This is a genomic window from Brunnivagina elsteri CCALA 953 (assembly GCF_002289455.1).
GTDB lineage: Bacteria > Cyanobacteriota > Cyanobacteriia > Cyanobacteriales > Nostocaceae > Brunnivagina > Brunnivagina elsteri.
In genome coordinates this window covers 1-23,988 of sequence record NZ_NTFS01000051.1, presented here as the reverse complement: position 1 = coordinate 23,988, position 23,988 = coordinate 1, and the positions used below count along the sequence as shown (strand labels likewise).

Below are 23,988 nucleotides of genomic sequence, written 5' to 3'. Positions count from 1 at the left end.
CCCCTACCCCGCTTGCGGGGAGGGGGAAAAGAATCTAGTTCCCTCCTCGCGATTAGTGAGGGTTAGGGTGGGGTTCTTATGTGGCTGTGTGGGGATGGCTGTGTTGGGGTTAATTGTGCCCAAGTTGGGTGGTGCGAATAGTACGAATGCGATCGCTCAAACTAAAACTGTGGGAACTCCCCTAACGAATGGGGTAAGGGAGAAAGCAGGCATTAAACCCCAACCATTATTAAAGTTAACCATTACTGTTGATGACCCGTCGCATTTAAAGGTGAAGGAAGGGGAAGAAATTAGAATTGGACAAATTATTGCTGATAATTCCATCGAACGGGAAAGGTTGAGAAAACAGCGTCAATCGGTAACATTACAAATCGATAATCTCAAATCTAAGCCGATTCCTGCACCAATTAAACCAACTGCAACACCACCACTTTCTCAACTACCTAAAGCCCAGTTTGTAGAAGAAGAAGCGAGTATTGCTCAATCACGGCTGAAATTGCAACAGGCACAATCGATTTTGGCTATGCGATCGCAATTATTACAAACCGATAATCCGGAAAAACGCGCTGAAGCTGAAAAGTCGGAAGCTGCACTACGACAAGCACAAGAGAAAGTAAATGAGCAAGAAGAATTACTGCGAAGTATGCGGGATATGAAGTTGGAAGTGCCAGTAATTCGCCATGAAACTGCCAAACTTGCTCAATTGCAATCGGAATTGGAACAAGCACAATCGGCATTGGAGCGGGAACGGGCGAAACTCAATGCTAGTGCGGTGATGCAGCAGCAGGAATTACAAAACCTGCAAATTGGGGTGCAGTTGGCACGTTCGGAATTAAATATGGCGAGTTCAAGATTGGAAACTGCTAAATCGAACCGCAAACTGGTGGAGTATAAAGCTTCGATTGAGTCTGTGCAACGAATTGAGCAAGAAAATAACTCGCAACAATCGTACTCACAACAGCAGGCACAATATGCCCAAAGTTTGCGCGATCGCGATTATCAACTTGCTCAACTCAATCTTTCACTGAGTAGCATCGATGACAAACTGGCACTAATTCCGGCAGTGCGATCGCCTCGAAATGGATATATCAGGAGAATTAAAAACTGGACGGGTAACAATGGCAAATATCAAACAATCGTTACTATTAGCTCTATTCCGAAAGAGGGCAGAAGGCAGGAGGCAGAAGGCAGAAGGAGTTGACTGGTTTCCAGGAAGAGCCTGGATAACCCTGAGTTTGAGGCTCTGCCTCCAGTCTATATGCGAGGCAGAGCCTCGCGAAACTTGTTCCCAGGCAGAGCTTGGGAACAAGAAATGTCCAGTTGTTGTTGCGATTGCTTCGTCGTTCCTCCTCGCAATGACAGATTTTGCAATCCTAACCCCAGGGGTAACAGCACAAACTAAACCCATATCTGTACCAGTTGCACCACCTGTAAAATCACCCGTACCAATACCAGTTGCACCACCATCCTTTAATTCAGTACCAACAACAAATCAACCAACGCCAGAATCAACACCTGCACCAGAAAATTCTGATGAATTTAATACAACGGAAGACCAGCAACAGGCAGAACAACAATCGGATTCGGTAGTACCCAAAACTGAACAAAACCCTTTTGTTAAACCCGATATCGACAAGTTGATTCAACAGCAATTTAGTGAGGATATGTGGCGGATTATGCGCGGTGGTTTATCCTGCTTAGAAACTTCTGCTGTTTGCTTGGAACAGTTGCAGTCTAAAGCCGTAACCCAATCACCATTATTAAGAGAACTCGATACCAGAATTGCTGAAGCTAATGAGAAAATTAATGCAGCCAAAGCACAGAATAAAAAATCAATTCGGCTTGGTGTTCTCACTCCTGCATTACAATATCTACTTGGACCAACTGTAAATCCAGGGCAACGTCAACCTGCGGGAACTGGATTAATCGACAATATTGCAGCTGTGATTCGTGGTGATACTTCTATACTTAATGGTTTGCTGCGAGTTATTGGTATCCCGTTGTTTGAGGGTAGCCAAGGGGGAAATGCTGATGCTCAAAGGAATGCGATCGCAATTTCTGATTTACAGATAAAGGTGGCGGAATTGCAGAGGGGAAGGGCAAAGTTGGCTGATGAGATACGCGAAAAAGTAGCAGCAGCACTGGTAAGGTTTGATGAAGCAAAAACTAGTTTTCAGACTTCGCAAGTTGTGGCATCGAGGGCAACTGATCAATTTAAGGTGTTTGAATTGAGATATACGAGGGGAAATAGTGATACAGAAAATTATTTGTCGAGGTTGAATTCGCTGGATAATCAAAAAGCCCAAACCTATCAAGCTTGGGCAAAAATGCGACGAAGTTTATTTGAGTTGAAGTTGTTGGTTTTGAGTGTGAAAGATGCGGAGATTTGAAAATTTAAGTATATATACAATTACTATACTTGTATCAAATTTCAGGTACTTAAATTCCAATGTTCAAAGTAAAGTTACAATTTTCAAGGATTCTCGGATTGTTGCTTATCGTCTGCTTTACCTTCTTCACGGTATATGTAGCGAATTCTCAACAACTCCCTTTAGTTGAATACCAATTAAAAACATCTGCCAGAGAAACCTCCAAGTATAAATTGGCAACTGAGGTACTACTAAAGATAGGAATTGCACAAAGATACGATACGCATTTCGACCACTTGATGGGCACGCTAATAGGTAAGGGCGACGATTTTAAGCTTTATACAAGGTTTAGGAAGATGTTTGCACGAGAAATTGGTTGGAGACACTTCAAAGATGCCTATGCAGCAAGACTGGAAGCCGATTTTTCAGAAGATGAATTAAAGGAATTGTTAAATTTATCAAAGCAACCTGTGATGAAAAAGTTGTTGCAGTCTGAAGTCAAAGCATATATGGATACATCTAAACAAAGGTTTAAAATGGGATTTGAATTGTGGGATAACTATAATAACGGCAAAATCAGTTTACCACCAGACTAGACTTCCAGCCGCATTCAGAAAGGCTATAACAAATCATTGGAGCGGACAATATTGTGATATTTCGGTGTTGATTTGGAGGCGTTCAATTGCCGCTCAATTAAGCCATTAATCAATAATTTAAGCTTACAGCCATTGTTGGAAATCGCCCTTTGAAAAATGCATCGCTCGACCTCAAAACTAGCATTTGCGATACCACTTTGTGGTCGCTCATAGCATCGCAATTAGTTCTCACACACATCTTGAGTTACAGGTGCGGCAATAGGGAAGCGTTCGGCTTTAAGATATTCAGCAAAGTACTTGCCAAAATACGACCATGAGGATTCGTTTTCTGCTGCCAAGAAACAACGAGGAGCCTCCTTGTACAAAGGTAGGCGAGAATTGATTTCTTCCTTCAACAGAGGGGAAAGTTCTTCAAAGTTGGCTAATTTCCTACCAGTTGCGCTATAAACCAAGTATCCAGGTTTGCCCTTCATCTTCATCCAGGGTAGCCAAGGACTAACTCGCATCCAATCGATGTGCATATTTTTCACCCCATGTGTGGAATTTCTCAATTCTTCGAGGGATGTTGTCAGTTTAAAAAATTCTCCAGCTTGGTATAACTTTTCTGGACTGTAGTCCTTAAATTTTGCGTCGTTCGCAAGAACATTGGGATAAGTGAGGGGGACATCAACTACAAAGGTAACGTTAGTGCCAGACACCTCGCTTTTAGGACTACCAGACACAACATTTTGAACTGGGTTATTAGCAACGTGAGCAATGGCAACGGTTTCCCCAGTCCAAGAATTTTCCCATTTATGGACAATTTTATTGGTTTTGGGGTCTAGATAATAATTGAGTTCACGGGAAAGTAACTGCCATTCACCCTGCTTATTCTTGATACATCGAGCAACATTCATACCCAAAATATTAAAAAGCTTGCGCTGTCGTTCCTGGGGGACAAAAGCATACATCGAACCCTGCCATTGGGTGTATACATTTTCCCCTGTAGTCGTGCAGCGAACGCGGATGAATTCATCTATACTTATCTGTTGTGCGGTTGATGGTGTTACAACCAAACTAACTCCGGCAGCAAAGGTGATTAGGGCAACGAATGTTTGGATACTTTTAATAGTTCTAATATTCTTGAAAATCATAAATGTCACCCTGGATATTCAAAGATATAAAGCCGTTAAGTGTAGCATTTGAATATCGTAATGTATAGGGAAATTCTGCCCCTACTCAATCACTTTTGGCTTATTCAGTTGAGCAAATGTATTTTTTCTCATCTCATAGTACAAAGACCCTATCGCAGAGATGTCACTCTTCAGTATTATTACTAATATTGCCAAACATTTATCTTGGTAATTTCTTTAAATTACATGGTGATTTATGAAGATTTTATTAACAAAAAAATTCAAAATAGCATTTTCTGTTTTTGGGGCAGCAATAATTAGTGTTTTGCCTTTGGAGCAAGTAAGTGCTGCCATCTTGGTTGAACCCATTGTGACAACAAGGAATGAAAACATAATCAAAACAAGAAACCCAAGAAAGCTGGGGTCAGAATTACAACCAGGGCAAGTAGTGGAATACGGTGTTCCAGATAACGCAAACAACTTGCTTAATGCGACTGGAAAGGATATGGGGAGTTTTGTCTTCGACTTGAAAACGCTTACTTATAGCAATCCAAATTCTACTCCTGCGTTTAATAATGAGTTGGTGCAGTGGGGAGATGTAGACGGAGATGGGAAGATTGGCTTTTCTAATACGGATGGTCTTACGGATATATTTAAAAATGTTGTCGTTAAAGATAACCTCATCACTTTTAGCGGAGGTGTGATACCGGACGGAACTGTGTTTTTCAATCAATTTGTTACCCAACCCAATCTCAAACCAGGTGGTGGGATTATTCCACCAACAGCACCTCCACCAGCCGATCAAGATGGTCCAATTCGGGTAAGTGCCTATTATACTGCCATTCCCGAACCCAATTCTATTTTGGGTTTACTAGTTTTTGGCTGTTTAGGTCTAGCTTCGATGCTCAAGCATACAGAAAAACAGTGCAAAAACACTAACGCTCATCTGCATAATAAGTGCTGATTTTATACCAATGGACTCCATTACTTCAACAATATGGTAGTTTTATAAGGCTTTGAGAAATGTAGTGAAAAATCTGGGATTGAGCGATCGCAATTCATACCAGATGCAGAAATTTAAGAGCAAGTTGGATTCAAATTAACATTTCGTTGAATCTGACTTGGTTGTATTTGGTAACGTGCAACTTCAATTCCTAAATGTTTTTCGACAATTGTTGTTGGTGCGGTGATTGTGTAGCTGGTTGGTATAAAGCCCACACCATAGATAAATAAAGCAAACATTCTGGCACGTCCGCAACTATCAACAGTGACTTCACCGCTTCCTTGAACATTACTATTACCGCTATAGATTGCTTCAATTGTTCTGCCTGGAGTTTTACCAGTTAAAATTAGTTCATCATCTTGGTTGATATAAATTGCTGGCTCATTATTAGTATTACCACCATTACCACCATTATTAATATTTGTAGTACCTGGTGAAGGTTCAACTGGATTTTGAGTTATCCAAGTAGTTTTTTCAACTGGTTGTACATCTTGAATAATTTTTGGATAGGAAATGTACAAATTATTTTTATTGCAAGCAAAATTACTACCAGGTGTACCAGTTGTTGGTAGAGCTTGATTATTTAAAAAGATTGCTTTGGGAATAGGATTTTGTAAAACTACGCGAATAAATCCGCAGAAATTACTCGTTACAGTGCGGTTGGGATTATCACCTAAAAACTTAATAGTTAATGCTTTCGATGGAGTGAAGCCAGAAACAAATACCAAACCTGCTGAATTTTTCCAAACAGCACGCGCTTCTGTTTGTTTAGCACACTTATAATTATCACGAACTGCGATTGCATTATTTACAAAACTGTAAGAACTATTACCATCAAGTATTTCGACCTTTTCATTACTCTGCAAACTGCGTCTGGGTCTAATTTGTACGACTCCACAACTATCGGATAGTCCAGAGCGAATAAAGGGCATACCACCCAAACCAACTTCAAAGGGTTTACTTGGTTCTAAACCTTTAATGTAAAAATATCCATTACCTAAGTGACCTGTAATCTGTGCGAGTGCAGGTAGGGGAATGATAAAAAATAATAAACCCAAGAATAATAAATATTTTTTCATATCACCAACTCATAGGTTTATATTCAATTGCTTCCCCACCTACTTGTCTGCAAACTGGTACTTTAGAATCGCTGGTGGTAGGAAACGATGAAGTTGTGTATTCTTGATTTTTAAAAGTAAACTTGGTGGGTAAAGGAATCAGGGTAGATTCGATAATTGCATTATAGCGATCGCGTTTAATTTTCCGTTGTTCTCCGAGTGTTCCAAAGCCGCAGGCATTGAAGCTGACTACTCTACGTTCTTGGATTAAAACTTCGACGGGTTGAATTGTTTCTTGGTTGACGATGACTACAAATCTGCCAGACCTATCAGCATCAGGACGAGTGATAAAGTTGTTTGGTCTATCACTCATTCCCCAATAGCTACAGTTATTCCCATTAGTTGGCAGTTGATTGATGTTAACTGTTTGACTACCTACTTTGATAATACCTAGATGATTTTTTACAGTATCAATGGGGATAAAAAGAGCTTTGCAATTAGTCGAATATTGGGGATTATTGATAGCTACAGAAGAATTAACTATTACTTCTGCCTTTTCTCTAGCATTACCATTAAGAATTAACTTTTTGGGAACCCAGTTTTCTTGCTCGTAGTTTCCACTGCCATTGACCACAAAGAAATTGCTTCCTTGATACTGAATAGCAGCAGCAGAATTTAAAGGAAGAATCGCAGCAATAGAAGTAGCAATAGAAGTAGCAAAAGTAATAATTATCTTCTTAATCATTGTTAATTACCAGCTAGCGGGAACGTAACCTTCAAATCCACCATTGTTAGGCAAGCTGCGACAAATCGGACCCTTTTGAGCGTCGGGTAAGCTAGACACGGTGTAATTGGTCGCACCAATCATAAATTCCGATGGGAGAGTGGAACCTGTCGCTGGTGCAAGACGACCAAAACCACAGCCATTTAGCCTGACTGCACGGGTTTGTTCGCTGGGTAATGCAATAGTTACAGCCGATTGTGGTGTTTTGTTGACAATTATTACTGCTCCATTGGGTGCTTTGAAGTTATCAGGACGTGCCTCTGCAAATGTGCCATTAAGACAACTGGGAATAGAGAAAGTTGGGAGTGAGGAAGCATCAATGGCTGTACCATCGACTTTTAACCCGGCAAAACTGCCACTAGAGGGAACAGGAATCCGCACCTCACCACAAGCACCTGCCAAACGTGCAGCAGGACGGTCAGTTGCACCAAGTTTGATTTGAATAGTTGAGTTAGCTGAACCTGACAGGTAAGCCACATCAACACCATTTTCTGTAGCTTTGTAAACTGTGCTTGATTGGTACTGAATCGCTGCTGCTGGTGCAATGTAGGATGCGACGATACCACAAGTTAAAGCAGTTAAACCTAAAAGTTTGTGTTTCATAATTTGATAAACTCGAAAATCCCTATCGCTTATGTAGCCATTAAAAAAAGAATTTTGGGATTTGTCGAGAGAGTGAATTTACAGGCTACCACTGAGGTAATTTAGCTATAAACTCGCAGACAATTGGTAATAATACTTCGGGTGGGTTATAAAGTCAGTAGCATTTTATTCTTTGACTATAGATAAATTGATTATTTAGAGAAACTGGGGTTAATAACGATGAAAAAACTTACTAAAAACTTTATAAATACGGGTCTTTTTGTTGGTGTGAGCGGTATATTTATTATATTATTTCTGTCCGGCAGACAGCAAACATGGACGGCAGACAGTAAGGTTGCACCACCCCTAACTGTACGGTGGACAGTAGTTAAAGTGTCGGATGGTGATACGATAACTGTCCGGCAGACAGCAAATGAAAAGGTAAAAGTAAGGCTTGCTTGTATTGATGCACCGGAAACTTCTAAAAAAGGACAAGCAGGGCAAGAATGGGGTGAAGAATCAACAAAGAATTTACAAAAATTAGTTAATGAGGCAAATAATGAAGTGATGGTAAGTATAGTTGATACAGATAGATATGGTAGGAAAGTAGCTGAGGTTTTTACATCAGTGAATGGTGGAGAAAAATCGCTGAATGAAGAACAATTAACTTCGGGGAATGCATATCTTTACCGCCAATATCTCAAAAATTGTCCCAATGCTGAAGTATTCCAACGAGCCGAAGAAATCGCTGCTGCAAAACGCATCGGTGTATGGTCGGGAAATTATGAAAAGCCTTGGGATTTTAGGAAACGTATAAAAAACCAACAATAATGAAAATTTTTTACCTCACTCTCTTTTTACTGCTGGGCAACATAAAAACCACCCTAGCAGCATCCTTAGTTCCCACCATCAACTACACGGGAGCCGTGACACAACGACCGGGCTACATGGAAATGACCACAGCTACCGGGGCAAGGTCTGCTAGTATCCTATCGCAATGGCTGAAAACACCACTGGGTAGTTATGGAACCGAGGGTAGCATTATTACATTTAACTTAAATCCAAATTTTAGATACGAATTTGAATGGCAGTTCGAGACGGTGGAACGCGACAAAGACATATTTGGCATCTGGAACGGTAAAACTTTTACGACCCTTGCCACGGGAACAACGGCAACTTTACCAATTGCCAATACCACCAAACGAACTTCACCCTGGCTTAAAACAACCATAACCAATACCCAAACCCTTTCCCTCGTTGTTATGGACACCAGAGACAAACTAGGAACGAGTATGGTGAGGATAAAAAGCTTCAACCAAATACCGGAACCGAGTATGGTGGTGGGATTTGTGACAGTAGTGGTTGTGGGGATGAAATTTAAGAGAACGAATAATTCACGTGGAGATTAGAATCCAAGCGATCGCCTTTGTAGTGGCGGGAATTGCACTCATAACCAGGTCTGTGTGATTGAAGCGATCGCTTGGCAATTCAGGTGCTACCACACCAATGCCTTGTGATGCCCCGCGTTGGCGTTAAGCTCCGCTTATTGCATTATTATTTACTAGTAGCACTATAAAAAATATATGAATTATGTCAAGTGTTAATAGTAAAAACTTAATTATGCTAGAACTGAACGCGATCGCATCGGTTGAGTGGAATCCAGAACTAGGGCAAAAGCTAAAATCAATGCGGGGTAAGGTATCACGTCGAGTATTAGCCGCAAAAGTGATGGATAAGTACGAATATAAAGTATCACAGCAATACATCCAACTTTTAGAGCATCCAGAGGGAAGTGAGAGAGCGCCATCGACGGTTTCATTTAGGCTATTGAGGTATTTAACAGAAGCATTGGACAGCGACATTTACGAGTTATTTGACTCCCCGAAAATTATTGCTAAAGATACTTGATTTATGTCAATTACTGTTAGTAGGATTATGGAATAACAAAAGCGATCGCAACTTCTTCGTGGGAGAGCGATCGCCTTGTTAAAACCCAGATAAAAGGTTTGTTTTATTATGACCGATAGCACTTCTCAAATTTTGGTATCTGAAATCAAAGATGACCAAAGCTACTGCACCCGTCAAGATGATGGTGTAAGTGGAATGACTGTAAGAGCCTTGTCAATTTTTTGTGGACTAGCAGAGGGTTCTAGCTCTGCTATCTCGAATCTACTAACGCAAATTGAGGATTCTGACCTGGAAACGAATACTTTACCAGAAACGCTAAAACCATTAATAGGTAAAGTATTGAGGCTGGAAACGAACGACCGACAAAATAGCTTATTCGTTATTGACGAAGTTTGCCATGCTGTACTGGAATATTATGCAATGGATGCACGCAAGTATAAAGGCAAACACATAGCACAAGCTAACTATCGAGCGATCGCAAGGGCTGGAATGAGAGTATTTATCTGGTCGCAAACTGGGTATTCCCCAACCAGCAGCATATCGCAAGGGTTAATAAGTAAAGCAGAACTATCAGATGCCATCGCCACTGCTTTAAGCCAAGCATTGACCCCAGTAAACCGAAAGCTTGAACGTATCGAGCAAAAGTTAAACACAATTCCTGGTGTCCAACCCGAACGCCCCTGGATACTACCACCATCCACACCGCCGGAAGAAGTGCCGTCAGACTATCTCAGTGTGGCGGATGGTTCTTGGTTGTCCCCCGAAGCCTACGAACATATTCGCAAGGAAAGTAGAAAAGCTTTGCCTTGGTATTTGAGAAATTAAAAATAAAACAATCCTTGGGAGAATCGATTTTCTCCCACTCAGTATGTATTTAATATACTTGAGTAATAAAGGCAACATTAATACAATTAGATCGCATGAGTGCGATCGCTGTCCCAAATAGTTACATAAATAATTCTTGTAGCAAATTAAATAATAGTCGCACTTAAGAAAATATAGTAATTAAAAAGACATATCCTCAACCCGTTTTACCCTAACTACTAACTCGCCACCGAGAATTTCGATTAATTGCTTGATAGTACCGTGCTTAGTGCGGTCGGGGTCGTTTACAGCTTTACGAATCATTGAGCCATACTTTTTGATAGCTTCGTCGGGGGTAAGTTCGGGTGATTCGCGTTTGCCATACTCGCGGGCAAGGTCAGAGGCATTCCATTTTTTTTCATCAAGTAATTGTAATAGCGTGTTCATGCGATGTTTAAGCGTAATAGTGCTATTCAATTTTAGATGATAGTTGTAGATAACAGAATTTTGGGGTACTTGCATGGAGTATAGGTGTCTATTGTGGTGCTATTGGCGTAGAGAAAAAAGTAGGGTGCAATAAGCACCCTATAGGTTTTGTGCTGAATACCTAAAAATCTAGGTTGTCTTCTGATATGAATGGGTTGTAATTCATTGGGCTACCAGTCCAATCTTCGACAATTACCTTGGTTTTTTCCTGTGCCTGTTTGACTGGCATACCAAGCAAAAGAAAATGATTAAACCATGTTCCCCAACATTCACTTTGATATCGGTGAACAAATTCTAGGCGCTGTGCTTGGTAATTTTGGTAAAAGTCATCTTCGTCCATTATCTTCTCCACTAGTGTTGTTTTTGGTCATGACGTGATTAGATTGATGGGCAGTTTTAGACTTACCCAGGTCATTGTTATCGATTAATCAGCAGCAGGTAATGCCATTCTGTTAGTTGGGTTAAGCACCGCCAAAATTTCGCGTTGGCTCATCCCATCGACACAAATACTTGTCGCTTCCAAATCCATGTCAAATAGCAATTCCATTTGATCGGAATTTTGAATAATAGCAACGGTGTTATCGAGAACCTTTTCCTCCTCCGCATGGCATTCGCGATAAGACCAATCAAGCACGTACCAGCTTGCATTCTGAGTAGTCCCATTTTCGTCAGCGATCGCAGCCGATTTTTTGACAAACTTGGGACACCAAACCAACTCGCGGGGGTCGTAGCCTTGGGATTGGGCGATCGCAACTTGGCAACCGAGATTTTTTAAGGAACCACTACGACCGCTTTTGCTGTTTTTGATGAGAGTGTAGTAAACAATACCCTTGGGTACATCACCGCTAACGGGAGTCAGCCATATTTGACCTTGGGCAATACGACCACCCATGTACTCGCTAACGCGACGCGAAAAGTGAACAAGCAAAAACTCCAGCTTGCCTCCGTACTCGGTTTCACCAACTGTCCAACACCCTGCCTTGCAGTCGTTTTTGAGGAATACCGCCATTTCGGGAATGACTAAACCTTCGTTTTTGGGTGTGGATGCAAAAAACTTATTACGAGCCATGATTTTTACTCCGGTTTAGAAAGGGTTAAAGTTTACGGGTGTTGGGTTAAAGCCAATTTCAAGCTGGTATTTGCGGTCGTCGTAGCCAAGCTTGTACCAAGGGTTTTCGGCATACTGCGGGGGTAAGAATGCACTGCGATCGCTCTCGCCCATTTCAAACCAGTAAAGAATCTCGTTGTTTCGTTGTTCTTTGAGTGCAGCTATCTCTCGGTCAATATCTTCAATGTTGTTGTACATTTGATTTACCTCAGTTGTTTTTGGGGTAGCTGCCGCTTGCTCTTGGTCGGGTTGGGCGGCAGTTTTTAATTATTTGAGGGTCTAACCACCTACCCACAGGGATAAATGCTATTTGTTATCTTCTAAAATTCCCCAAACTCCACAGTTTGACTCCAAACTATGGTTTAAGTCGTATGTTTCAAGGTGATAGTTCATTTGCTTTTCTGCCCATTGAATAACTGCGATCGCAATTTGTTCTTGGGTATAAGATGAAGCTTTTTCATGTCTCATTACTTGAGGTAAAAAATCATTAATCCGCTTAGTAATAATTTGGGGAATGAGCCAGTTAGAATCAAAGCTTAACTCTGGCATTTCTACTTGAAATCGTTCTTTAGCTTGTCGTCTAAATGCTTCATACTCATCTTGTTTACGATTAACTAAAGCTGTTTCGAGCAAATTTTCGTCAACTACAGGTGTGTAGCTCAAGCAATTACAAGCTTTACCATTAGGGTTAACCGCACAGGCGATATCGGTATCGTGTTGAGGTTGTGAATAATATTTACAGTTTGTACAAGTTGGTTTCATGTTTTTACTCGTTGTTTTTGGGGTAGCTGCCGCTAGAAGATTGGTCGGGTTGGGCAACAGTTAAAAATCTAGTCTTCTATCTGCGTTGCTGTTTGGATTTCCTCGTAAGCTTTATTAAGGGCTGCAATCAATTTGTAATTGTCTCCTTCATCTAGGTAGTTAATTAGTTCATCCAAGTCTGCAAATATTTGTTCTAGTTTCTCTTGAAATTCCTCTTTTTTGATGTCCATGTTTTTCTCACTTATGAGTTGAATTAATTACCCTCGCTTATGGCTGTGGGCTGGCAGCCAGTCGTTTTAAAAATACTTAATGACGGTTAAAAACGTAAGTTTCTTTGTATCCAACTTCGACAGATAAATAATCACTTATGAACCAATCACGAGCGATCGCAGCCCAATCGATGTAATACTCATGAATTTTTAATTCTTCCAATTGTTTAAGGGTTCCGCACTCTTCCCACATCTGATGTACGAAATCTTCTTCGTCTTCGTATTGCCCCATGTAATGGTCTTGAAAATCTTCGGCTGTGGTGTCGCTGCCGTTGTCTTGGTAATAATGGGCAAAGGGTTTACCGTGTTCTTTAAGCAGTTGGGCAAGTTCTGCAAGTTTTTCGATATCTTCGTTTTCACCGATTTCAATTCCTTCCCAGTTTTCAAAGGCATGTATTGCCCATTCTTCAGCATCGGGTTCTGGGGAAGCTGCTAGCATTGCGTTAATCTCGTCCCAAATATCGCTACTATCGCGATCGCAATCAATCCATTCCCCGTGTAACTTGCCGTTATTGTAAGCAGCAAGACAAGCTACATAAATACGGGGTTTTTCTTCTTGTGTCATGGTGTATGTCTCTGGTGTTTTTGAGTAATTGCCGCTTAAAAGGTGGTCGGGTTGGGCAGCAGTTTGAGCAGTTTAGCGACTTACTCAGGTCGAGAAAAATTATCTAGTTTTTGGTTTAAATTCGCCCAGTTCGGGAATATTATCTAATTCTTGACTCCAGCGTTCGCTACTCATCCAGTCATCGCGCTGTACTCGATAATCATTAATTACCTGCTTCCAGTTGAGTAAATATTCAGTTGATGAAAATGCGTTAAACGCCTCGCGCATCACTGCCCGGACATGGTGACATTGAATATGAATTTTACCCACCATTTCCATTGTTTCGGTATTAAATTGTTCGGTGTAAGCAAGATGGTTCCCATCAAGCAGAGTGATTTGACCAATTGCTTTAACAAGCTGTGGCGCTTCTTTAACCATGCGGTTTTTCAGACATTTAAACTTCATGCAAGAACATGTCAACCCGTCAGCTTGCGCTGTAACAACGTGCTTATTTGTGGGGTCTTGCGCTGAATCAACTAAAAACAATCTTTCGCTTTTGCGCGTAACATTTAAGCCACGTGATTTAAGGCAAGTCTCCTCCATGAACTGCAATGCCATTTTTAAAGGAGAAATGATTGTAGAGAGTCCTTTAAAAACCCGAATACCCTTGTAACCACGCTTGATAACCACACGTACACCAACCGCCCAACCTTCAACAATCATGCGATCGCTAATAAATTGTGTGATTTCACCCGAAACTAGTTCAAGTGCAACTAAACACTTCCAGACAGTATTTTTATTAATGGTCTGACTTGCCAACTGTGAAGAGATACCAAACATATTTAAATTCCGTTAGATTAATTTTTTATTGTCTACATTTAATATAGCATTTAAATGCTATAAATAGCAATATATTGCTATTTACTTAACATAACTTATGCACATAGCTTTTACTGGGTCGCGGCGGCTGAATGAAGCCCAAGAGTTAGACATACAAAAGAATTTAGAATCAATTGCCAGTTACAAAGCCGATTGGCACGTAGGGGACGCACCGGGGCTAGATGCTCTCGTGCGTGGGGTTGCGGGCTACTACAGCAAACAATTGACGGTGTATAAAGTGGAAGGAACGGAAAAATGGCACTTTGCCGCACGCTCTAAACGAATGGTGGATGCTGCTGCAACGTTGGATAACCCTTGGCTCTATGCTTTTCCTAATAAATTCTGTCCCGATGGGTGCAAGCCGTGTAAAAGCCCATCTGGCAAGGGTTCAGGGACGTGGTTAACTATTGCATACGCTAAATATCGGGGGTTACAAATATGCATTTTTCCGCAGTTTTCCACCCAACCGGAGGATAAAAGCTGGCTACCAGAATGGCTTAAAGATGAGCCGGAAAATAAGCAACTCAACCTATTTTAAAGATACTATAAAGATAGCATAACCATGCTAAATAATAGCACAGCTATGCTATTATTTAAGAGTGGATGAAACGGAACGAAGTAAACCCGGAGGCAATGACAGCGCGATCGCGGGACGCGGTGGAAACGACAGGGAGCGAGTGAAGTAACACCACCAACTACGGGGAAACCTAACCCGCGACGGATAACAAACCGTAGTTGCACGCCACAAGGCACAATTGGCAACCCCCCAGCCACCGGAACGCAGAAAGAGCGGACGACCTGGGGAACTGCTGCCACTTATTCAAGCTTTAAACCCACAAGGTAAGACGTAAATCGCACGGGGCTATACAAAGCGTAAGCCTGAAACCTGCCAGGATGGGGGCAACCATCAGAGTCGGCGTAGTTGAATATCCTAGATTTTCTAGATACATCTGGGATTCTTTGGTTTTTTGGTTCGGGGCGAGCGCAAGCGAGCAGTCAAAAAACTTAATCGCCAACGCGAAGACTCTTGACAGCAGCAGCAGATACCTTTACCTCTCCTCTTTTTTTTCTCTTCATTCTTCCTCTTCCGCGCTGTGTGGAGGCTTTGCGGAACACTGCGCCATCGCGGAGCAAAGACCCCAAGAAAAAGCAATACCAACGGAGGCTTTGCGGAGTTGGTATAATGCTTTTTTGGTCTTTGCGTAGCGCTCCCTCGGTGCGAGAGTGGAGGCTTTGCGGAACGAAGCACGGAGGGGTATAAAAACGCCGAAGGCAACCTTATAAATTCTTTAACCAATAACCGAGTGCGATGACTGGCTCTACTTGCCTCGACTATCTTCAAGTTCGCACTCGACGATATAAATTTATTGCAAAAAAAACAACTACGCAGTAACAATTGTCCCCTTGGGGGTACGGGGACAGGGTAAAAGGGTACTCCCTTGACGCGAGTGAGGAGTCGGAAGGGCAGCAAATCGGAGCGGTTTCCGTAACGAACTGCAACCCTCCCCGACGTAGCTTGCTTGCCCGTTGCGGTACGAGCAATTATTTGGACTGCGATCGCCTATCGCTTTCGAGAAGTCACCATGTTGAATTTTGCAGTTAATTGGCACTGGTTGACTCCAAAATTTTTATTTTCTCCATTTATCCGAAATCACTAATACTTACACTGAAGCATAATTCAGAACAAAGATTAATAGCGTAACACCTGCGTAAAAATCTATCTTTTAACCTAATTATTTCTTGTATTTTAAAGAATAAAAAAATGGCACTATCTCAAACAAAATCTTATTTTCAGTGGACAAAGATTGCCTTAGCTAACGTAGGAGTATTACTTGTTCTCAGCCCTTCAATTTTTTTACCCTTACCCTCGCTAGCCCAGAGCGTACCACAAGCACCTCGTATCACTTGCAGCGATAGTGATAGCTTCTTAATAAAGGCATACACTGACAATTATGATGTCCATATTTGCGGTAATGGTGATATTAATGGTAAATATAGCATGATTGTACAATCTGTAAAATCAGGCTCTGTTGGGATAACACTTGCTGCGCGTCCTGTTGATAAAAGTCTCAATGTGTTCGAGGCTAAAGCAGACAATACTACCTATACTCTGAATATCAATAATAAGGAGTTGAGAATACTACAAATAGTTCAAACTCCTGTAAAGCCGTCACCCGGAAAACCAAAGCCTAAGCCTATAAGAAGTAGAAACTTTGTAGAAACTGTTGAAAAAATAAACGCTTTAATGATGTCTTAGTTGTATCAATAATCCAATAAAAAATTGGGATAATATCTTCAAGCGATCGCGGTTTACCAATGGTGAATTGCGATCGCGCTTTTTAATGATTTACGACTACAACAAAAATCTCAAAAATTGCGGTCTTAAATCTCCAGCCTTTTGCATCAAAGTAAGAAAAGCGATCGCCTGACCCCATAAAAAAAGGGCAGCCGCAGCCACCCAAACGAACTAGCCAGCCAGAACTAACCGACCACGACCGAAACGAAGACGACTAGCCGGACGAACCACAACCACCGCAGAAACAGCAACCGGAACCGACACACGCCAACGACGACCGAACCGACGAACCGCGAAGTACGTATCCGCCGCCCCAAAGAAGCGAACACCAGCAACCGCAGCAAACCGCAACGCCGCCGACTGAGAACTAAACGAACTAACACAAACCCAACCAGAAAAAGAACGAGCAGAAGGACGAACCGCACAAACGCCAACACCCAAAGACCAAGCAAGCGAAAACACCTCAGCCGCAACAGGAGCAGGACAACCAACAAAAGAAGAAACAACCAACATGGAACAAACTCCGAACGAAAGAACGACCGAGACAACCCCGGCTAATTTTTTCAAGCGAAGGGAGTCAAGGGCGCGAGATGCGAAATGGAGGCTTTGCGGAATGGAGCCAAACATAAAACGCGAAGCACAATTTCTCGCGTGCATTTTACCCTTGACCCCGTAGCCATACTGAAACAGCCGGGGTAGCCTAGCGGCGATTGAGCGTCCCATGCTTTGACTGCGACAATATCCCGAAGGGAAAACAACGCCGTTAGGCAACCGTTAATCCATATTTTGTTTTATTCGCCAATGGGACATTACTTTTCCCCATCAGGGAAAACCAAGTCACTTAGACATATCGGGCTAATCCCAACCTTCGTTGTGTTTGCACTTTCTCATAAAAAAAGAGGGCTTTCACCCCCTCACAACTAGAATATATTTTCGTTATTTCGATTGATTTTAAGAAGTTTTCTAAGATTTTGAGCGATAGCAATTTTCTCAAAAAAATAGCAAGAGTCGTGAAAATTAATCTGTTTGTGAATCATTTTTTCTAACAGCTTCGCCTTCTATTCTATTCGCGATCGCTTTCAAGATATCACCTACCTGTTCTCTATCAGCCAGGTTAATTTGATACACAGTATTTGCGTTAACTTGAGAACCACCAACCACCAGCGATAGTCCAGTATCGTTTCCAAGTAAGTGCTTCAAAAGCTGGGCTTTTTCATCAGCGCTCAAATTGTCACAAGCCTCAATAATCTTTTTAAAATCAAGTTTCACAGTCTTCTGCTGGTCTTTATTTACTGATAATCCATTAAGCCCATTTATCATACAGCTTTTAATTCCTTTGCAGTATCCGTAGTTTCACGGTTGCTGCTAACGTACACGTCCGCAAGTATTCGCAAAATTTCGCCTATTTCTTCAGGTGAGGCTGAAATCAGCAAGGAGCGCCAATTATTACCAGGATTTTTCCCAAAAAGTTGGGATATGTACCAAATTTGTGCTTCTGATGGTACTAAGAGGAGTATTTCAATCAAGTTTGCTGCTGAAAAATCCGACTTACCCTGGCGAAACCGAGAAAACATTCCTTCAGAAATATTGGCTTTTTCCGCAATTTCCTTGGATGAAAGGTTGAACTCCTTGAACATCTCGTCAAATAACTGCTGGTGTTTTTTCCGTAACCCTGTTGCGGTTTTTTGCATTGTTTGCGTATATTGTATTAATTGCAATATATGCCAACCAATTAAAATAAATTGCAATTGGCATATCGTAAGTATATTTACGTGTATAACTGATTTGAATAAGGTTCGGACATTGATTAACTGTTTAATTTTATACGCAAAGGACAATTTTCTCGAAACTATTGTGTTGGCTTCGAGTAAGAAATGGCTAAATTTGAGTAAATTCAGCTTAAATACTACCACTAATGGCTGGTTTTCTGATGCTGCTTTTACTAATAATTGGGGCAAAGTAGATTTTTCGCTACTTTCTTTTAAAGAATTAGTAATTAAAGTTTCGTATTTATTTTGCGATCCACATGGATTTGAAGAGCGATGTCTACGACGGGCTACGCCTACGCGCAAAACTATACTGCCTGCGGTAAGCAATTTGAATCTTTGGCTTCACGGGATTGAACAACCCAAATGGCAAGTGCGTTAAAAACTTCGGCTTTTTCTTCAGGGGATAAGGAAATTACGAGCGATTGCAAATCAATCTGATTTAGATCGACTGCACCCAACTGACATAACAGGTAACTCCTCGCTTCGGCAGGCAATCCAGCTAATATCCGCTCTAGGCTATCTGAATAAATACGCTGCTGTCCTCGCCGAAAGCCACTAATCATTTGGGGAGACACACCAGTTTGATCGGATAACCATTTAGCGCTGATTTCATATTTATCGAGCGTTTTATCTAAAGCTTGTGACAAATTCATAAGTTTATTTATTCATGACTACATTTTATAGTACTATCTTAAGCCATGAGTGAATGAGTGTATAGGGAACTTAGCGAATAGTTCAATCTTACCAAGATGAACCGCTAGCTGGTAATACAAAAGCCAACGAATTTCCCTAATACTCGAAAAAAAAACCAGCCCCAGTAGGTTAACCGGGGCAAAAAAAATCTTAGGTGCATTATGACGCAAAACAGTAGCAAAATTCAAGGGAAATTTTACCCACTGCAACATGAAGAATGGTTAAGGGCTTGCAGGGATTTAAAACCAGCAGAAAAAGATTTGTTGTACTACATTCGCACCCTTGACCCATATAACCAAGGAGTTGACATCAACTGCGCTGAAATTGCCCGATTGTTCTCAACGTCTGAGCGGATAGTTCACAGGCAAACAGTAAGCCGTGCCCTTAAAGAGTTAGACGCAAAAGGTTTTATCGACCTGGAACTACTGCAAGTTAAAGCCAAGGTTAAACCTAAAGGGTTGTGGTGTGATGAGACATTAGAATATAACGACGCACCAAGGTGTGATGAGACACCGCGATCGATCGCTACACACCGCGATCGATCGCCACACACCCAGGTGGATCGTGAGACACCGCGATCGATCGCTACACACCACACAGAGTCTGAAAGCTTTGTGGAGCCTGAATCCCAAAACTCTAAGATTAATAAGATTAATAAGACTTATAAAGACTCTCTCTCAGAAGACGAGAGAGAGAGATTTTCAGAATTTGCTAATAAAAAAGCATCTGAGTTACCAACACCCCCAACTTTGCCGGGTAAATGGATTGAAGCCAACTTTGAAGAATTAAAAGAACTCTTTGAAAAACAAGAATCCTCAATTGGGTCTACACATTGCGGGGTGGCGAGTAGTACAGTTGTACAAAATTTTGATAATTGGGATGAAATTAATCACGAAGGGCAATACATGACGCTGATGAATATTGGTTTGGCTAAGTTTTGCGAAAATGCCACATCTTCGGCTTGGTATGAGTGGGCGATCGCAAAACATCCGTCCAAGTTTACCCAAGTCCCTGACTGACTTTCACTCCTTACCAAAATTTAAGACAGCAAAAATTATGTACGCTAAACAAGATAATGTGGATCACTCCGTTGTTGCCCATGAGGAACCCGCAAAGGTAATTAACTTTGCTTCGTCTGTCAGCAAGCTACCACCGCAGTGTGCGGAAGCAGAAGAAGCAATATTGGGTGGGATTTTACTAGACCCCAATGCAATAATGCGGGTGCGCGATCGCTTGAAACCCTACCATTTTTATATCAAGGCTCACCAGGATATTTACTTTTCGGCGATTAGGCTGAATGCCCAAGAACAGCCAACAGATTTGATTGCGATCGCGAACTGGCTCTCGGCAAACGATTTATTATTTCGGGTTGGGGGTAGAAATAAACTAGTTTCCCTGGTTTCCATGTGCGTTAGTGCGGTGAATATTGACGCTTTGGCTGATTTGGTCGTTGGTAAATGGAAGCGGCGGGAATTGGGACGACTGGGCGCTTTTGCACTGGAATTGCAACATAAATCGGACGATGACGTAACCTTAGAACAAGCATTTGAGCAGTTACAAACCCAGATTTACAATTTGCAGCAAGGGGAAAATACATCAAGTACGAGCCATATTGCTGGCGTTATGACTGATACCTACCAAATTGTGGAGGAACGTAACCAAGGAATCGTACAACCTGGCATCCCCACGGGATTTTACGACCTTGACACGATGATTAATGGTGGTTTCAATCGCGGGGATTTGGTAATTATTGCGGGTCGTCCGGCGATGGGAAAAAGTGCGATCGCAGCCCAAATTGGTTTTAATGTGGCGCAGTTGCAAAATCTCCCAGTTGCTTTGTTTAGTTTGGAAATGAGTAAAACCCAAATTGCGATGCGGTTACTGGCAGGTGAGGCAAATGTTGAGGGTAACTATCTCAAAACTGGCAGGATTAGCGATTGTCAGTGGGAGCCGATAATTACAGCTGTACAAGATATATCAACCCTACCGATATATTTGAATGATTCCCCCACACCATCGCTCTCATATTTTGAAGCTGAATGCCGTCGAATTATGGCTTTAGAGCGTCGGAATTTGGGATTGGTAGTGATTGATTATTTGCAACTGATGGGGGATAGTGACGGCAATCGTAATAACGAAATTGCAGCGATTACCCGTGGGTTAAAACGGTTGGCAATGAAGCTGCAAGTACCTGTAATTTGTTTGTCGCAACTTTCTCGTGCGGTGGAAACCAGACAAAACAAACGTCCAATTCTTTCAGATTTGCGTGACAGTGGCGGGATTGAGCAGGACGGGGACAAGGTGATTATGCTTTACCGCGATGATTATTACCACCCAGATTCTCCAGAACGGGGAATATGCGAAATCATTGCAGCTAAACACCGGGATGGAGCTACGGGAACAGTCAAACTTTTGTTCGATAACCAATTTGTCAAATTTAAAAATTTAGCTCGTTGTGGCTGGTGATGCTAACCCACGCTGACTTTTTTGCTGGTTTGGGGGTATTTAGCCTTGCCGCACGGGAATTATTAATTGATACCCAAGTTTTGTGCGAGTGGAATGATTTTTGTCAAACCACCTTACGAAAGAATTTTCCCCATATTCCCATTCATGACGATATAGCCAACTTTAATCCCTTCCCCTACGATGGAGCCTTCGATATCATCACAGCCGGAGTCCCCTGTCCACCATTCTCCAGACAGGGACAAAGACTCACCACCACTGACGATCGCAACCGATTCCCCGATTTCTTGCGAGTTATCGCCGGATGTAGACCCCGATGGGTTATTGTCGAAAACGTCCCCGGACTGCTCGATGCACCCAGCGAACCAGGGGGAAAACCAGGTTCATTCTTTGGAAACCTATTGTGGCAGTTTTCCCAAGTCGGGTACGTGGGGGAATGGTTGGTTTTCAGTGCAGCCAGCTTTGGATTGCCCCACTATCGAGAAAGACTGTTTATCGTTGCCTACCCCCACAGCACTAAGTTCTCGCACCAGCCGACCCCCTGGACAGAACAAATTGGAAGTGAAACTCAAAGAATTAGGGCTAATTCAACGTGGCGAGGTAGCAAATCCAGAGTTGCTGGAAACCATGTTTGGCTTGCCGATGGGGTATTCATCCCCTTTGGAGTTAACAAGGGAGACACCACCACCCGCAGACGACGGGAAGCACTCGGAAATACCATCTGTCTCGAAGCGGCGAAAACAGCACTCAAGCGAGTCTTGTACCTCAATTCCATTAGTAGCGAAAAAAGTTAAAGAATCGGGTGGTAAATATTCTGCAAGTGCAAATTCTGAATTTAAAGCAATTAGCCTCTGGCAACCCTGGGCTTCTCTAATTCCTCTGGGTTTGAAGAAGTTTGAAACTCGTAGTTGGAAAACAAGCTACAGAGGTAAGCTGTTGATTTGCTCGACTGCCAATAACCCAAAGCACTACCAGGAATATCTAAAAATCAAGGACAAACTGCAACTACCAGCCTGGGATGAGGTTAATTTTCCACATGGACGGGCGATCGCCCTGTGTGATTTGGTTGATTGCACTGAAATGACACCTGAATTTATCGAACAGCAATCACAAACTGAAATCAATAGTGGTGATTGGCAAGTTGGGCGCTATGCGTGGAAGCTAGAAAATATCCAACCTATCACAGAACAGTTTGCAGTTAAGGGGAAACAGGGACTTTTTACTCTTTCTCTGGATATCTTCCAATCTCAACAAAAGCTAACAGAATTACTAGGGAATAACCAGGTAAACCCCAGTAATGTCAGGGATAGGGATTTAGAAAACAGCCCTAGTAATGACATATCCCCTAGTAAAAAGCGTCAGAAAGGAAAAGGTAACGGCTATATTCATTGGCGCACTATTATTAAGAACGGTAAAGATTATCCCCAGGCTTACTATCACTGGAAGGAGAACGGTCAAAAGCGAACCAAGTATATTCCCAAACAATTACTAGGGGTGGTTGAAGAAGCTGAAAAACAGAAGCGCCCGGTTATAGAAATATTGGAATTATTGGGTATTGGGGTAAGCCCTAGTAAATTACTAGGGGATGAGAAAAATAGCCCTAGTAATAATGAGAATTTACTAGGGGATAAGCAGGTAAATACTGCTGAAAGTATTGATAATACTAGGTTTATAGATAGCCCTAGTAACAGCCCTAGTAATGACGTATCCCCCTTCGGATTCGCAGTCGCCTGCGGAGGGAAGCCCTCCCGCAGCGCTGACTCACCTAGTAAACGGCGTAAAGGTGATGGTAGCGGTAGTATTTACTGGCGCACTATTACTAGGGGTAGTAAAGATTACCCGCAGGCTTATTACCACTATGAGTTTTGGAGTGGGGGCGATCGCTTAATCAAATCTTCGCGTTATATTCCCAAGCGTTTACTTGCCCAGGTACATCAACTTGACGCAGAAAAAGCACCAGTGCGGGAAATATTGGGTGTGTTGGGGGTGATGATTTAACTCGCGCCGACTTACTTACAAAAATATTAAAACGATTGAATAATGGCTATTAAAGTATTATTTTTACAGATATAAATAACATGAATAAATAGTACAATAAAGTAGTATTTTCAGATAATTAATTGAAAGTACCAAAGGCAAATTTAAGAAATAAGTGCTAGCCAAATGGATATAAACATCCAGAAAGAAGAGTTTAGTTATGCCTATATTTATGCAGTTGTATCAGCAGCAGGATATTCGTGTCAAATATCATCTAGACCGATGGATATAGGTGGTATAGATGTTATCGTTTCCGGTGAAGAAAAAGAATATTCTCAATATCCGCCTCGTTTGGAAATACAGGTAAAGTCTACATCTACTGATATAATTGATGATAGTTTTATCAGGTATCCTCTTAAGCTTAAAAACTACAATGAGTTAAGAAAACCAAAAACTCTTGTTCCTAAAATTTTAGTGGTTGTTTTAATTCCCAACCAGGGTTAGCGCATCTCAAACCCTATTGACA

32 protein-coding genes and 1 pseudogene are annotated in these 23,988 nt (G+C 41.8%); 15 read left to right on the top strand and 18 right to left on the bottom strand.

The window, feature by feature from the left end:
* The 3 genes from CK510_RS07075 to CK510_RS07065 form a co-directional block, all read left to right on the top strand.
* A partial coding sequence (locus CK510_RS07075) for an HlyD family secretion protein (protein WP_211293115.1) occupies window positions 1-1,201 on the top strand: 1,201 nt, incomplete at its 5' end.
* Complete coding sequence (locus tag CK510_RS07070; RefSeq protein WP_245911899.1) at window positions 1,119-2,390, top strand: TolC family protein; 1,272 nt, start codon at window positions 1,119-1,121, stop codon at window positions 2,388-2,390. The genes CK510_RS07075 and CK510_RS07070, both read left to right, overlap by 83 nt.
* A 59-nt stretch (window positions 2,391-2,449) precedes the next feature.
* Window positions 2,450-2,965, top strand: a complete 516-nt coding sequence (locus CK510_RS07065; RefSeq protein ID WP_095721027.1) for a DUF2059 domain-containing protein — start codon at window positions 2,450-2,452, stop codon at window positions 2,963-2,965.
* 221 nt (window positions 2,966-3,186) lie between these two features.
* Here the strand turns inward: CK510_RS07065 and CK510_RS07060 are convergent, their stop codons facing one another.
* Window positions 3,187-4,098 (bottom strand): DUF1838 domain-containing protein, encoded by a 912-nt coding sequence (locus CK510_RS07060; RefSeq protein WP_095721026.1) that lies wholly within the window; start codon window positions 4,096-4,098, stop codon window positions 3,187-3,189.
* Between the two features lie 235 nt (window positions 4,099-4,333).
* Between CK510_RS07060 and CK510_RS07055 the strand changes: the two genes are divergently transcribed.
* Complete coding sequence (locus tag CK510_RS07055; RefSeq protein ID WP_095721025.1) at window positions 4,334-5,041, top strand: hypothetical protein; 708 nt, start codon at window positions 4,334-4,336, stop codon at window positions 5,039-5,041.
* A 113-nt stretch (window positions 5,042-5,154) separates the two neighbouring features.
* On the opposite strand, the gene CK510_RS07050 is transcribed toward CK510_RS07055, so the two are convergent.
* From CK510_RS07050 to CK510_RS07040, 3 genes are read right to left on the bottom strand one after another with little or no spacing between them, the layout of a single operon-like run.
* A complete protein-coding gene (locus CK510_RS07050; protein WP_095721024.1) occupies window positions 5,155-6,159 on the bottom strand; it encodes a hypothetical protein in 1,005 nt (334 codons plus the stop codon).
* Window position 6,160: 1 nt separating this feature from the next.
* Window positions 6,161-6,883 (bottom strand): hypothetical protein, encoded by a 723-nt coding sequence (locus CK510_RS07045; protein WP_095721023.1) that lies wholly within the window; start codon window positions 6,881-6,883, stop codon window positions 6,161-6,163.
* Between the two features lie 6 nt (window positions 6,884-6,889).
* Window positions 6,890-7,525, bottom strand: a complete 636-nt coding sequence (locus CK510_RS07040; protein ID WP_095721022.1) for a hypothetical protein — start codon at window positions 7,523-7,525, stop codon at window positions 6,890-6,892.
* Window positions 7,526-7,744: 219 nt separating this feature from the next.
* Here CK510_RS07040 and CK510_RS07035 point away from each other — a divergent pair, with 219 nt between their 5' ends.
* From CK510_RS07035 to CK510_RS07020, 4 genes are all read left to right on the top strand, one after another.
* Window positions 7,745-8,335: a thermonuclease family protein gene (locus CK510_RS07035; protein ID WP_211293114.1), complete on the top strand. Its 591-nt coding sequence runs from the start codon at window positions 7,745-7,747 to the stop codon at window positions 8,333-8,335.
* Window positions 8,335-8,913 (top strand): hypothetical protein, encoded by a 579-nt coding sequence (locus CK510_RS07030; protein WP_095721021.1) that lies wholly within the window; start codon window positions 8,335-8,337, stop codon window positions 8,911-8,913. Before CK510_RS07035 ends, CK510_RS07030 begins: the two co-directional genes overlap by 1 nt.
* Window positions 8,914-9,124: 211 nt before the next feature.
* Complete coding sequence (locus CK510_RS07025; RefSeq protein WP_245911897.1) at window positions 9,125-9,412, top strand: hypothetical protein; 288 nt, start codon at window positions 9,125-9,127, stop codon at window positions 9,410-9,412.
* A gap of 108 nt (window positions 9,413-9,520) precedes the next feature.
* Window positions 9,521-10,237 carry a hypothetical protein gene (locus CK510_RS07020; protein ID WP_095721019.1) on the top strand — a complete coding sequence of 239 codons (717 nt, stop codon included), beginning with the start codon at window positions 9,521-9,523 and terminating at the stop codon, window positions 10,235-10,237.
* 180 nt (window positions 10,238-10,417) lie between these two features.
* Here the strand turns inward: CK510_RS07020 and CK510_RS07015 are convergent, their stop codons facing one another.
* The 8 genes from CK510_RS07015 to CK510_RS06985 form a co-directional block, all read right to left on the bottom strand.
* Complete coding sequence (locus tag CK510_RS07015; RefSeq protein WP_143289239.1) at window positions 10,418-10,663, bottom strand: hypothetical protein; 246 nt, start codon at window positions 10,661-10,663, stop codon at window positions 10,418-10,420.
* Between the two features lie 160 nt (window positions 10,664-10,823).
* Entirely contained in the window at window positions 10,824-11,042 is a 219-nt protein-coding gene (locus CK510_RS07010) for a hypothetical protein (RefSeq protein ID WP_095721017.1), read from the bottom strand.
* An 84-nt stretch (window positions 11,043-11,126) separates the two neighbouring features.
* Entirely contained in the window at window positions 11,127-11,771 is a 645-nt protein-coding gene (locus tag CK510_RS07005) for a hypothetical protein (RefSeq protein ID WP_095721016.1), read from the bottom strand.
* Window positions 11,772-11,786: 15 nt separating this feature from the next.
* Window positions 11,787-12,008: a hypothetical protein gene (locus CK510_RS07000; RefSeq protein ID WP_095721015.1), complete on the bottom strand. Its 222-nt coding sequence runs from the start codon at window positions 12,006-12,008 to the stop codon at window positions 11,787-11,789.
* A gap of 108 nt (window positions 12,009-12,116) precedes the next feature.
* Window positions 12,117-12,572: a hypothetical protein gene (locus CK510_RS06995; protein WP_095721014.1), complete on the bottom strand. Its 456-nt coding sequence runs from the start codon at window positions 12,570-12,572 to the stop codon at window positions 12,117-12,119.
* A gap of 68 nt (window positions 12,573-12,640) precedes the next feature.
* On the bottom strand, window positions 12,641-12,802 hold the full coding sequence (locus CK510_RS31580; protein ID WP_158224856.1) for a hypothetical protein: 162 nt from the start codon (window positions 12,800-12,802) through the stop codon (window positions 12,641-12,643).
* Between the two features lie 76 nt (window positions 12,803-12,878).
* The gene (locus CK510_RS06990; protein ID WP_095721013.1) at window positions 12,879-13,406 is read right to left on the bottom strand and encodes an antirestriction protein ArdA; all 528 of its coding nucleotides are present in this window, start codon (window positions 13,404-13,406) and stop codon (window positions 12,879-12,881) included.
* A gap of 99 nt (window positions 13,407-13,505) precedes the next feature.
* A complete protein-coding gene (locus CK510_RS06985) occupies window positions 13,506-14,225 on the bottom strand; it encodes a hypothetical protein (protein ID WP_095721012.1) in 720 nt (239 codons plus the stop codon).
* Window positions 14,226-14,322: 97 nt separating this feature from the next.
* On the opposite strand from CK510_RS06985, the gene CK510_RS06980 reads away from it, so the two are divergent.
* On the top strand, window positions 14,323-14,802 hold the full coding sequence (locus tag CK510_RS06980; protein WP_095721011.1) for a hypothetical protein: 480 nt from the start codon (window positions 14,323-14,325) through the stop codon (window positions 14,800-14,802).
* Window positions 14,803-14,807: 5 nt separating this feature from the next.
* On the opposite strand, the gene CK510_RS30880 is transcribed toward CK510_RS06980, so the two are convergent.
* Both CK510_RS30880 and CK510_RS30875 read right to left on the bottom strand, forming a co-directional pair.
* On the bottom strand, window positions 14,808-15,080 hold the full coding sequence (locus tag CK510_RS30880; protein WP_143289237.1) for a hypothetical protein: 273 nt from the start codon (window positions 15,078-15,080) through the stop codon (window positions 14,808-14,810).
* A 566-nt stretch (window positions 15,081-15,646) separates the two neighbouring features.
* Complete coding sequence (locus CK510_RS30875) at window positions 15,647-15,874, bottom strand: hypothetical protein (protein WP_143289236.1); 228 nt, start codon at window positions 15,872-15,874, stop codon at window positions 15,647-15,649.
* Between the two features lie 152 nt (window positions 15,875-16,026).
* Here CK510_RS30875 and CK510_RS06975 point away from each other — a divergent pair, with 152 nt between their 5' ends.
* Window positions 16,027-16,521: a hypothetical protein gene (locus CK510_RS06975; protein ID WP_095721010.1), complete on the top strand. Its 495-nt coding sequence runs from the start codon at window positions 16,027-16,029 to the stop codon at window positions 16,519-16,521.
* Window positions 16,522-16,731: 210 nt separating this feature from the next.
* Here the strand turns inward: CK510_RS06975 and CK510_RS06970 are convergent, their stop codons facing one another.
* The 4 genes from CK510_RS06970 to CK510_RS06955 all read right to left on the bottom strand — a co-directional run bounded on the left by CK510_RS06970 (window position 16,732) and on the right by CK510_RS06955 (window position 18,982).
* Window positions 16,732-17,073: a hypothetical protein gene (locus CK510_RS06970; RefSeq protein WP_095721009.1), complete on the bottom strand. Its 342-nt coding sequence runs from the start codon at window positions 17,071-17,073 to the stop codon at window positions 16,732-16,734.
* Window positions 17,074-17,577: 504 nt separating this feature from the next.
* Window positions 17,578-17,880: a hypothetical protein gene (locus CK510_RS06965; protein WP_095721008.1), complete on the bottom strand. Its 303-nt coding sequence runs from the start codon at window positions 17,878-17,880 to the stop codon at window positions 17,578-17,580.
* Window positions 17,877-18,632 (bottom strand): helix-turn-helix domain-containing protein, encoded by a 756-nt coding sequence (locus CK510_RS33275; RefSeq protein WP_245911895.1) that lies wholly within the window; start codon window positions 18,630-18,632, stop codon window positions 17,877-17,879. The genes CK510_RS06965 and CK510_RS33275 overlap by 4 nt, the downstream gene beginning before the upstream one ends.
* Before the next feature lie 2 nt (window positions 18,633-18,634).
* Entirely contained in the window at window positions 18,635-18,982 is a 348-nt protein-coding gene (locus CK510_RS06955) for a hypothetical protein (protein WP_095721007.1), read from the bottom strand.
* 201 nt (window positions 18,983-19,183) lie between these two features.
* Here CK510_RS06955 and CK510_RS32600 point away from each other — a divergent pair, with 201 nt between their 5' ends.
* The 5 genes and pseudogenes from CK510_RS32600 (at window position 19,184) to CK510_RS06925 (ending at window position 23,966) form a co-directional block, all read left to right on the top strand.
* A complete protein-coding gene (locus CK510_RS32600) occupies window positions 19,184-20,041 on the top strand; it encodes a MarR family transcriptional regulator (RefSeq protein ID WP_211293113.1) in 858 nt (285 codons plus the stop codon).
* Window positions 19,968-21,488, top strand: coding sequence for a replicative DNA helicase (gene dnaB / locus CK510_RS06945; protein WP_245911893.1), 1,521 nt, complete (start codon window positions 19,968-19,970; stop codon window positions 21,486-21,488). The genes CK510_RS32600 and dnaB overlap by 74 nt, the downstream gene beginning before the upstream one ends.
* Window positions 21,488-22,054, top strand: a pseudogene (locus tag CK510_RS33270) (DNA cytosine methyltransferase); the annotation flags it as partial. The gene dnaB and the pseudogene CK510_RS33270, both read left to right, overlap by 1 nt.
* Window positions 22,055-22,127: 73 nt before the next feature.
* The gene (locus CK510_RS32595; protein WP_211293112.1) at window positions 22,128-23,483 is read left to right on the top strand and encodes an ASCH domain-containing protein; all 1,356 of its coding nucleotides are present in this window, start codon (window positions 22,128-22,130) and stop codon (window positions 23,481-23,483) included.
* 165 nt (window positions 23,484-23,648) lie between these two features.
* Window positions 23,649-23,966 (top strand): DUF4365 domain-containing protein, encoded by a 318-nt coding sequence (locus CK510_RS06925; RefSeq protein ID WP_095721004.1) that lies wholly within the window; start codon window positions 23,649-23,651, stop codon window positions 23,964-23,966.
* Window positions 23,967-23,988 lie beyond the last annotated feature (22 nt).

What these genes read in the sequence shown, in the direction of transcription:
- CK510_RS07070 (WP_245911899.1), top strand. Translation starts at nt 1,119, where the DNA reads ATGGCAAATATCAAACAATCGTTACTATTAGCTCTATTCCGAAAGAGG.
- CK510_RS07065 (WP_095721027.1), top strand. Translation starts at nt 2,450, where the DNA reads ATGTTCAAAGTAAAGTTACAATTTTCAAGGATTCTCGGATTGTTGCTT.
- CK510_RS07060 (WP_095721026.1), bottom strand. Translation starts at nt 4,098, where the DNA reads ATGATTTTCAAGAATATTAGAACTATTAAAAGTATCCAAACATTCGTT.
- CK510_RS07055 (WP_095721025.1), top strand. Translation starts at nt 4,334, where the DNA reads ATGAAGATTTTATTAACAAAAAAATTCAAAATAGCATTTTCTGTTTTT.
- CK510_RS07050 (WP_095721024.1), bottom strand. Translation starts at nt 6,159, where the DNA reads ATGAAAAAATATTTATTATTCTTGGGTTTATTATTTTTTATCATTCCC.
- CK510_RS07045 (WP_095721023.1), bottom strand. Translation starts at nt 6,883, where the DNA reads ATGATTAAGAAGATAATTATTACTTTTGCTACTTCTATTGCTACTTCT.
- CK510_RS07040 (WP_095721022.1), bottom strand. Translation starts at nt 7,525, where the DNA reads ATGAAACACAAACTTTTAGGTTTAACTGCTTTAACTTGTGGTATCGTC.
- CK510_RS07035 (WP_211293114.1), top strand. Translation starts at nt 7,745, where the DNA reads ATGAAAAAACTTACTAAAAACTTTATAAATACGGGTCTTTTTGTTGGT.
- CK510_RS07030 (WP_095721021.1), top strand. Translation starts at nt 8,335, where the DNA reads ATGAAAATTTTTTACCTCACTCTCTTTTTACTGCTGGGCAACATAAAA.
- CK510_RS07025 (WP_245911897.1), top strand. Translation starts at nt 9,125, where the DNA reads ATGCTAGAACTGAACGCGATCGCATCGGTTGAGTGGAATCCAGAACTA.
- CK510_RS07020 (WP_095721019.1), top strand. Translation starts at nt 9,521, where the DNA reads ATGACCGATAGCACTTCTCAAATTTTGGTATCTGAAATCAAAGATGAC.
- CK510_RS07015 (WP_143289239.1), bottom strand. Translation starts at nt 10,663, where the DNA reads ATGAACACGCTATTACAATTACTTGATGAAAAAAAATGGAATGCCTCT.
- CK510_RS07010 (WP_095721017.1), bottom strand. Translation starts at nt 11,042, where the DNA reads ATGGACGAAGATGACTTTTACCAAAATTACCAAGCACAGCGCCTAGAA.
- CK510_RS07005 (WP_095721016.1), bottom strand. Translation starts at nt 11,771, where the DNA reads ATGGCTCGTAATAAGTTTTTTGCATCCACACCCAAAAACGAAGGTTTA.
- CK510_RS07000 (WP_095721015.1), bottom strand. Translation starts at nt 12,008, where the DNA reads ATGTACAACAACATTGAAGATATTGACCGAGAGATAGCTGCACTCAAA.
- CK510_RS06995 (WP_095721014.1), bottom strand. Translation starts at nt 12,572, where the DNA reads ATGAAACCAACTTGTACAAACTGTAAATATTATTCACAACCTCAACAC.
- CK510_RS31580 (WP_158224856.1), bottom strand. Translation starts at nt 12,802, where the DNA reads ATGGACATCAAAAAAGAGGAATTTCAAGAGAAACTAGAACAAATATTT.
- CK510_RS06990 (WP_095721013.1), bottom strand. Translation starts at nt 13,406, where the DNA reads ATGACACAAGAAGAAAAACCCCGTATTTATGTAGCTTGTCTTGCTGCT.
- CK510_RS06985 (WP_095721012.1), bottom strand. Translation starts at nt 14,225, where the DNA reads ATGTTTGGTATCTCTTCACAGTTGGCAAGTCAGACCATTAATAAAAAT.
- CK510_RS06980 (WP_095721011.1), top strand. Translation starts at nt 14,323, where the DNA reads ATGCACATAGCTTTTACTGGGTCGCGGCGGCTGAATGAAGCCCAAGAG.
- CK510_RS06975 (WP_095721010.1), top strand. Translation starts at nt 16,027, where the DNA reads ATGGCACTATCTCAAACAAAATCTTATTTTCAGTGGACAAAGATTGCC.
- CK510_RS06970 (WP_095721009.1), bottom strand. Translation starts at nt 17,073, where the DNA reads ATGTTGGTTGTTTCTTCTTTTGTTGGTTGTCCTGCTCCTGTTGCGGCT.
- CK510_RS06965 (WP_095721008.1), bottom strand. Translation starts at nt 17,880, where the DNA reads ATGATAAATGGGCTTAATGGATTATCAGTAAATAAAGACCAGCAGAAG.
- CK510_RS06955 (WP_095721007.1), bottom strand. Translation starts at nt 18,982, where the DNA reads ATGAATTTGTCACAAGCTTTAGATAAAACGCTCGATAAATATGAAATC.
- CK510_RS32600 (WP_211293113.1), top strand. Translation starts at nt 19,184, where the DNA reads ATGACGCAAAACAGTAGCAAAATTCAAGGGAAATTTTACCCACTGCAA.
- dnaB (WP_245911893.1), top strand. Translation starts at nt 19,968, where the DNA reads ATGCCACATCTTCGGCTTGGTATGAGTGGGCGATCGCAAAACATCCGT.
- CK510_RS32595 (WP_211293112.1), top strand. Translation starts at nt 22,128, where the DNA reads ATGGGGTATTCATCCCCTTTGGAGTTAACAAGGGAGACACCACCACCC.
- CK510_RS06925 (WP_095721004.1), top strand. Translation starts at nt 23,649, where the DNA reads ATGGATATAAACATCCAGAAAGAAGAGTTTAGTTATGCCTATATTTAT.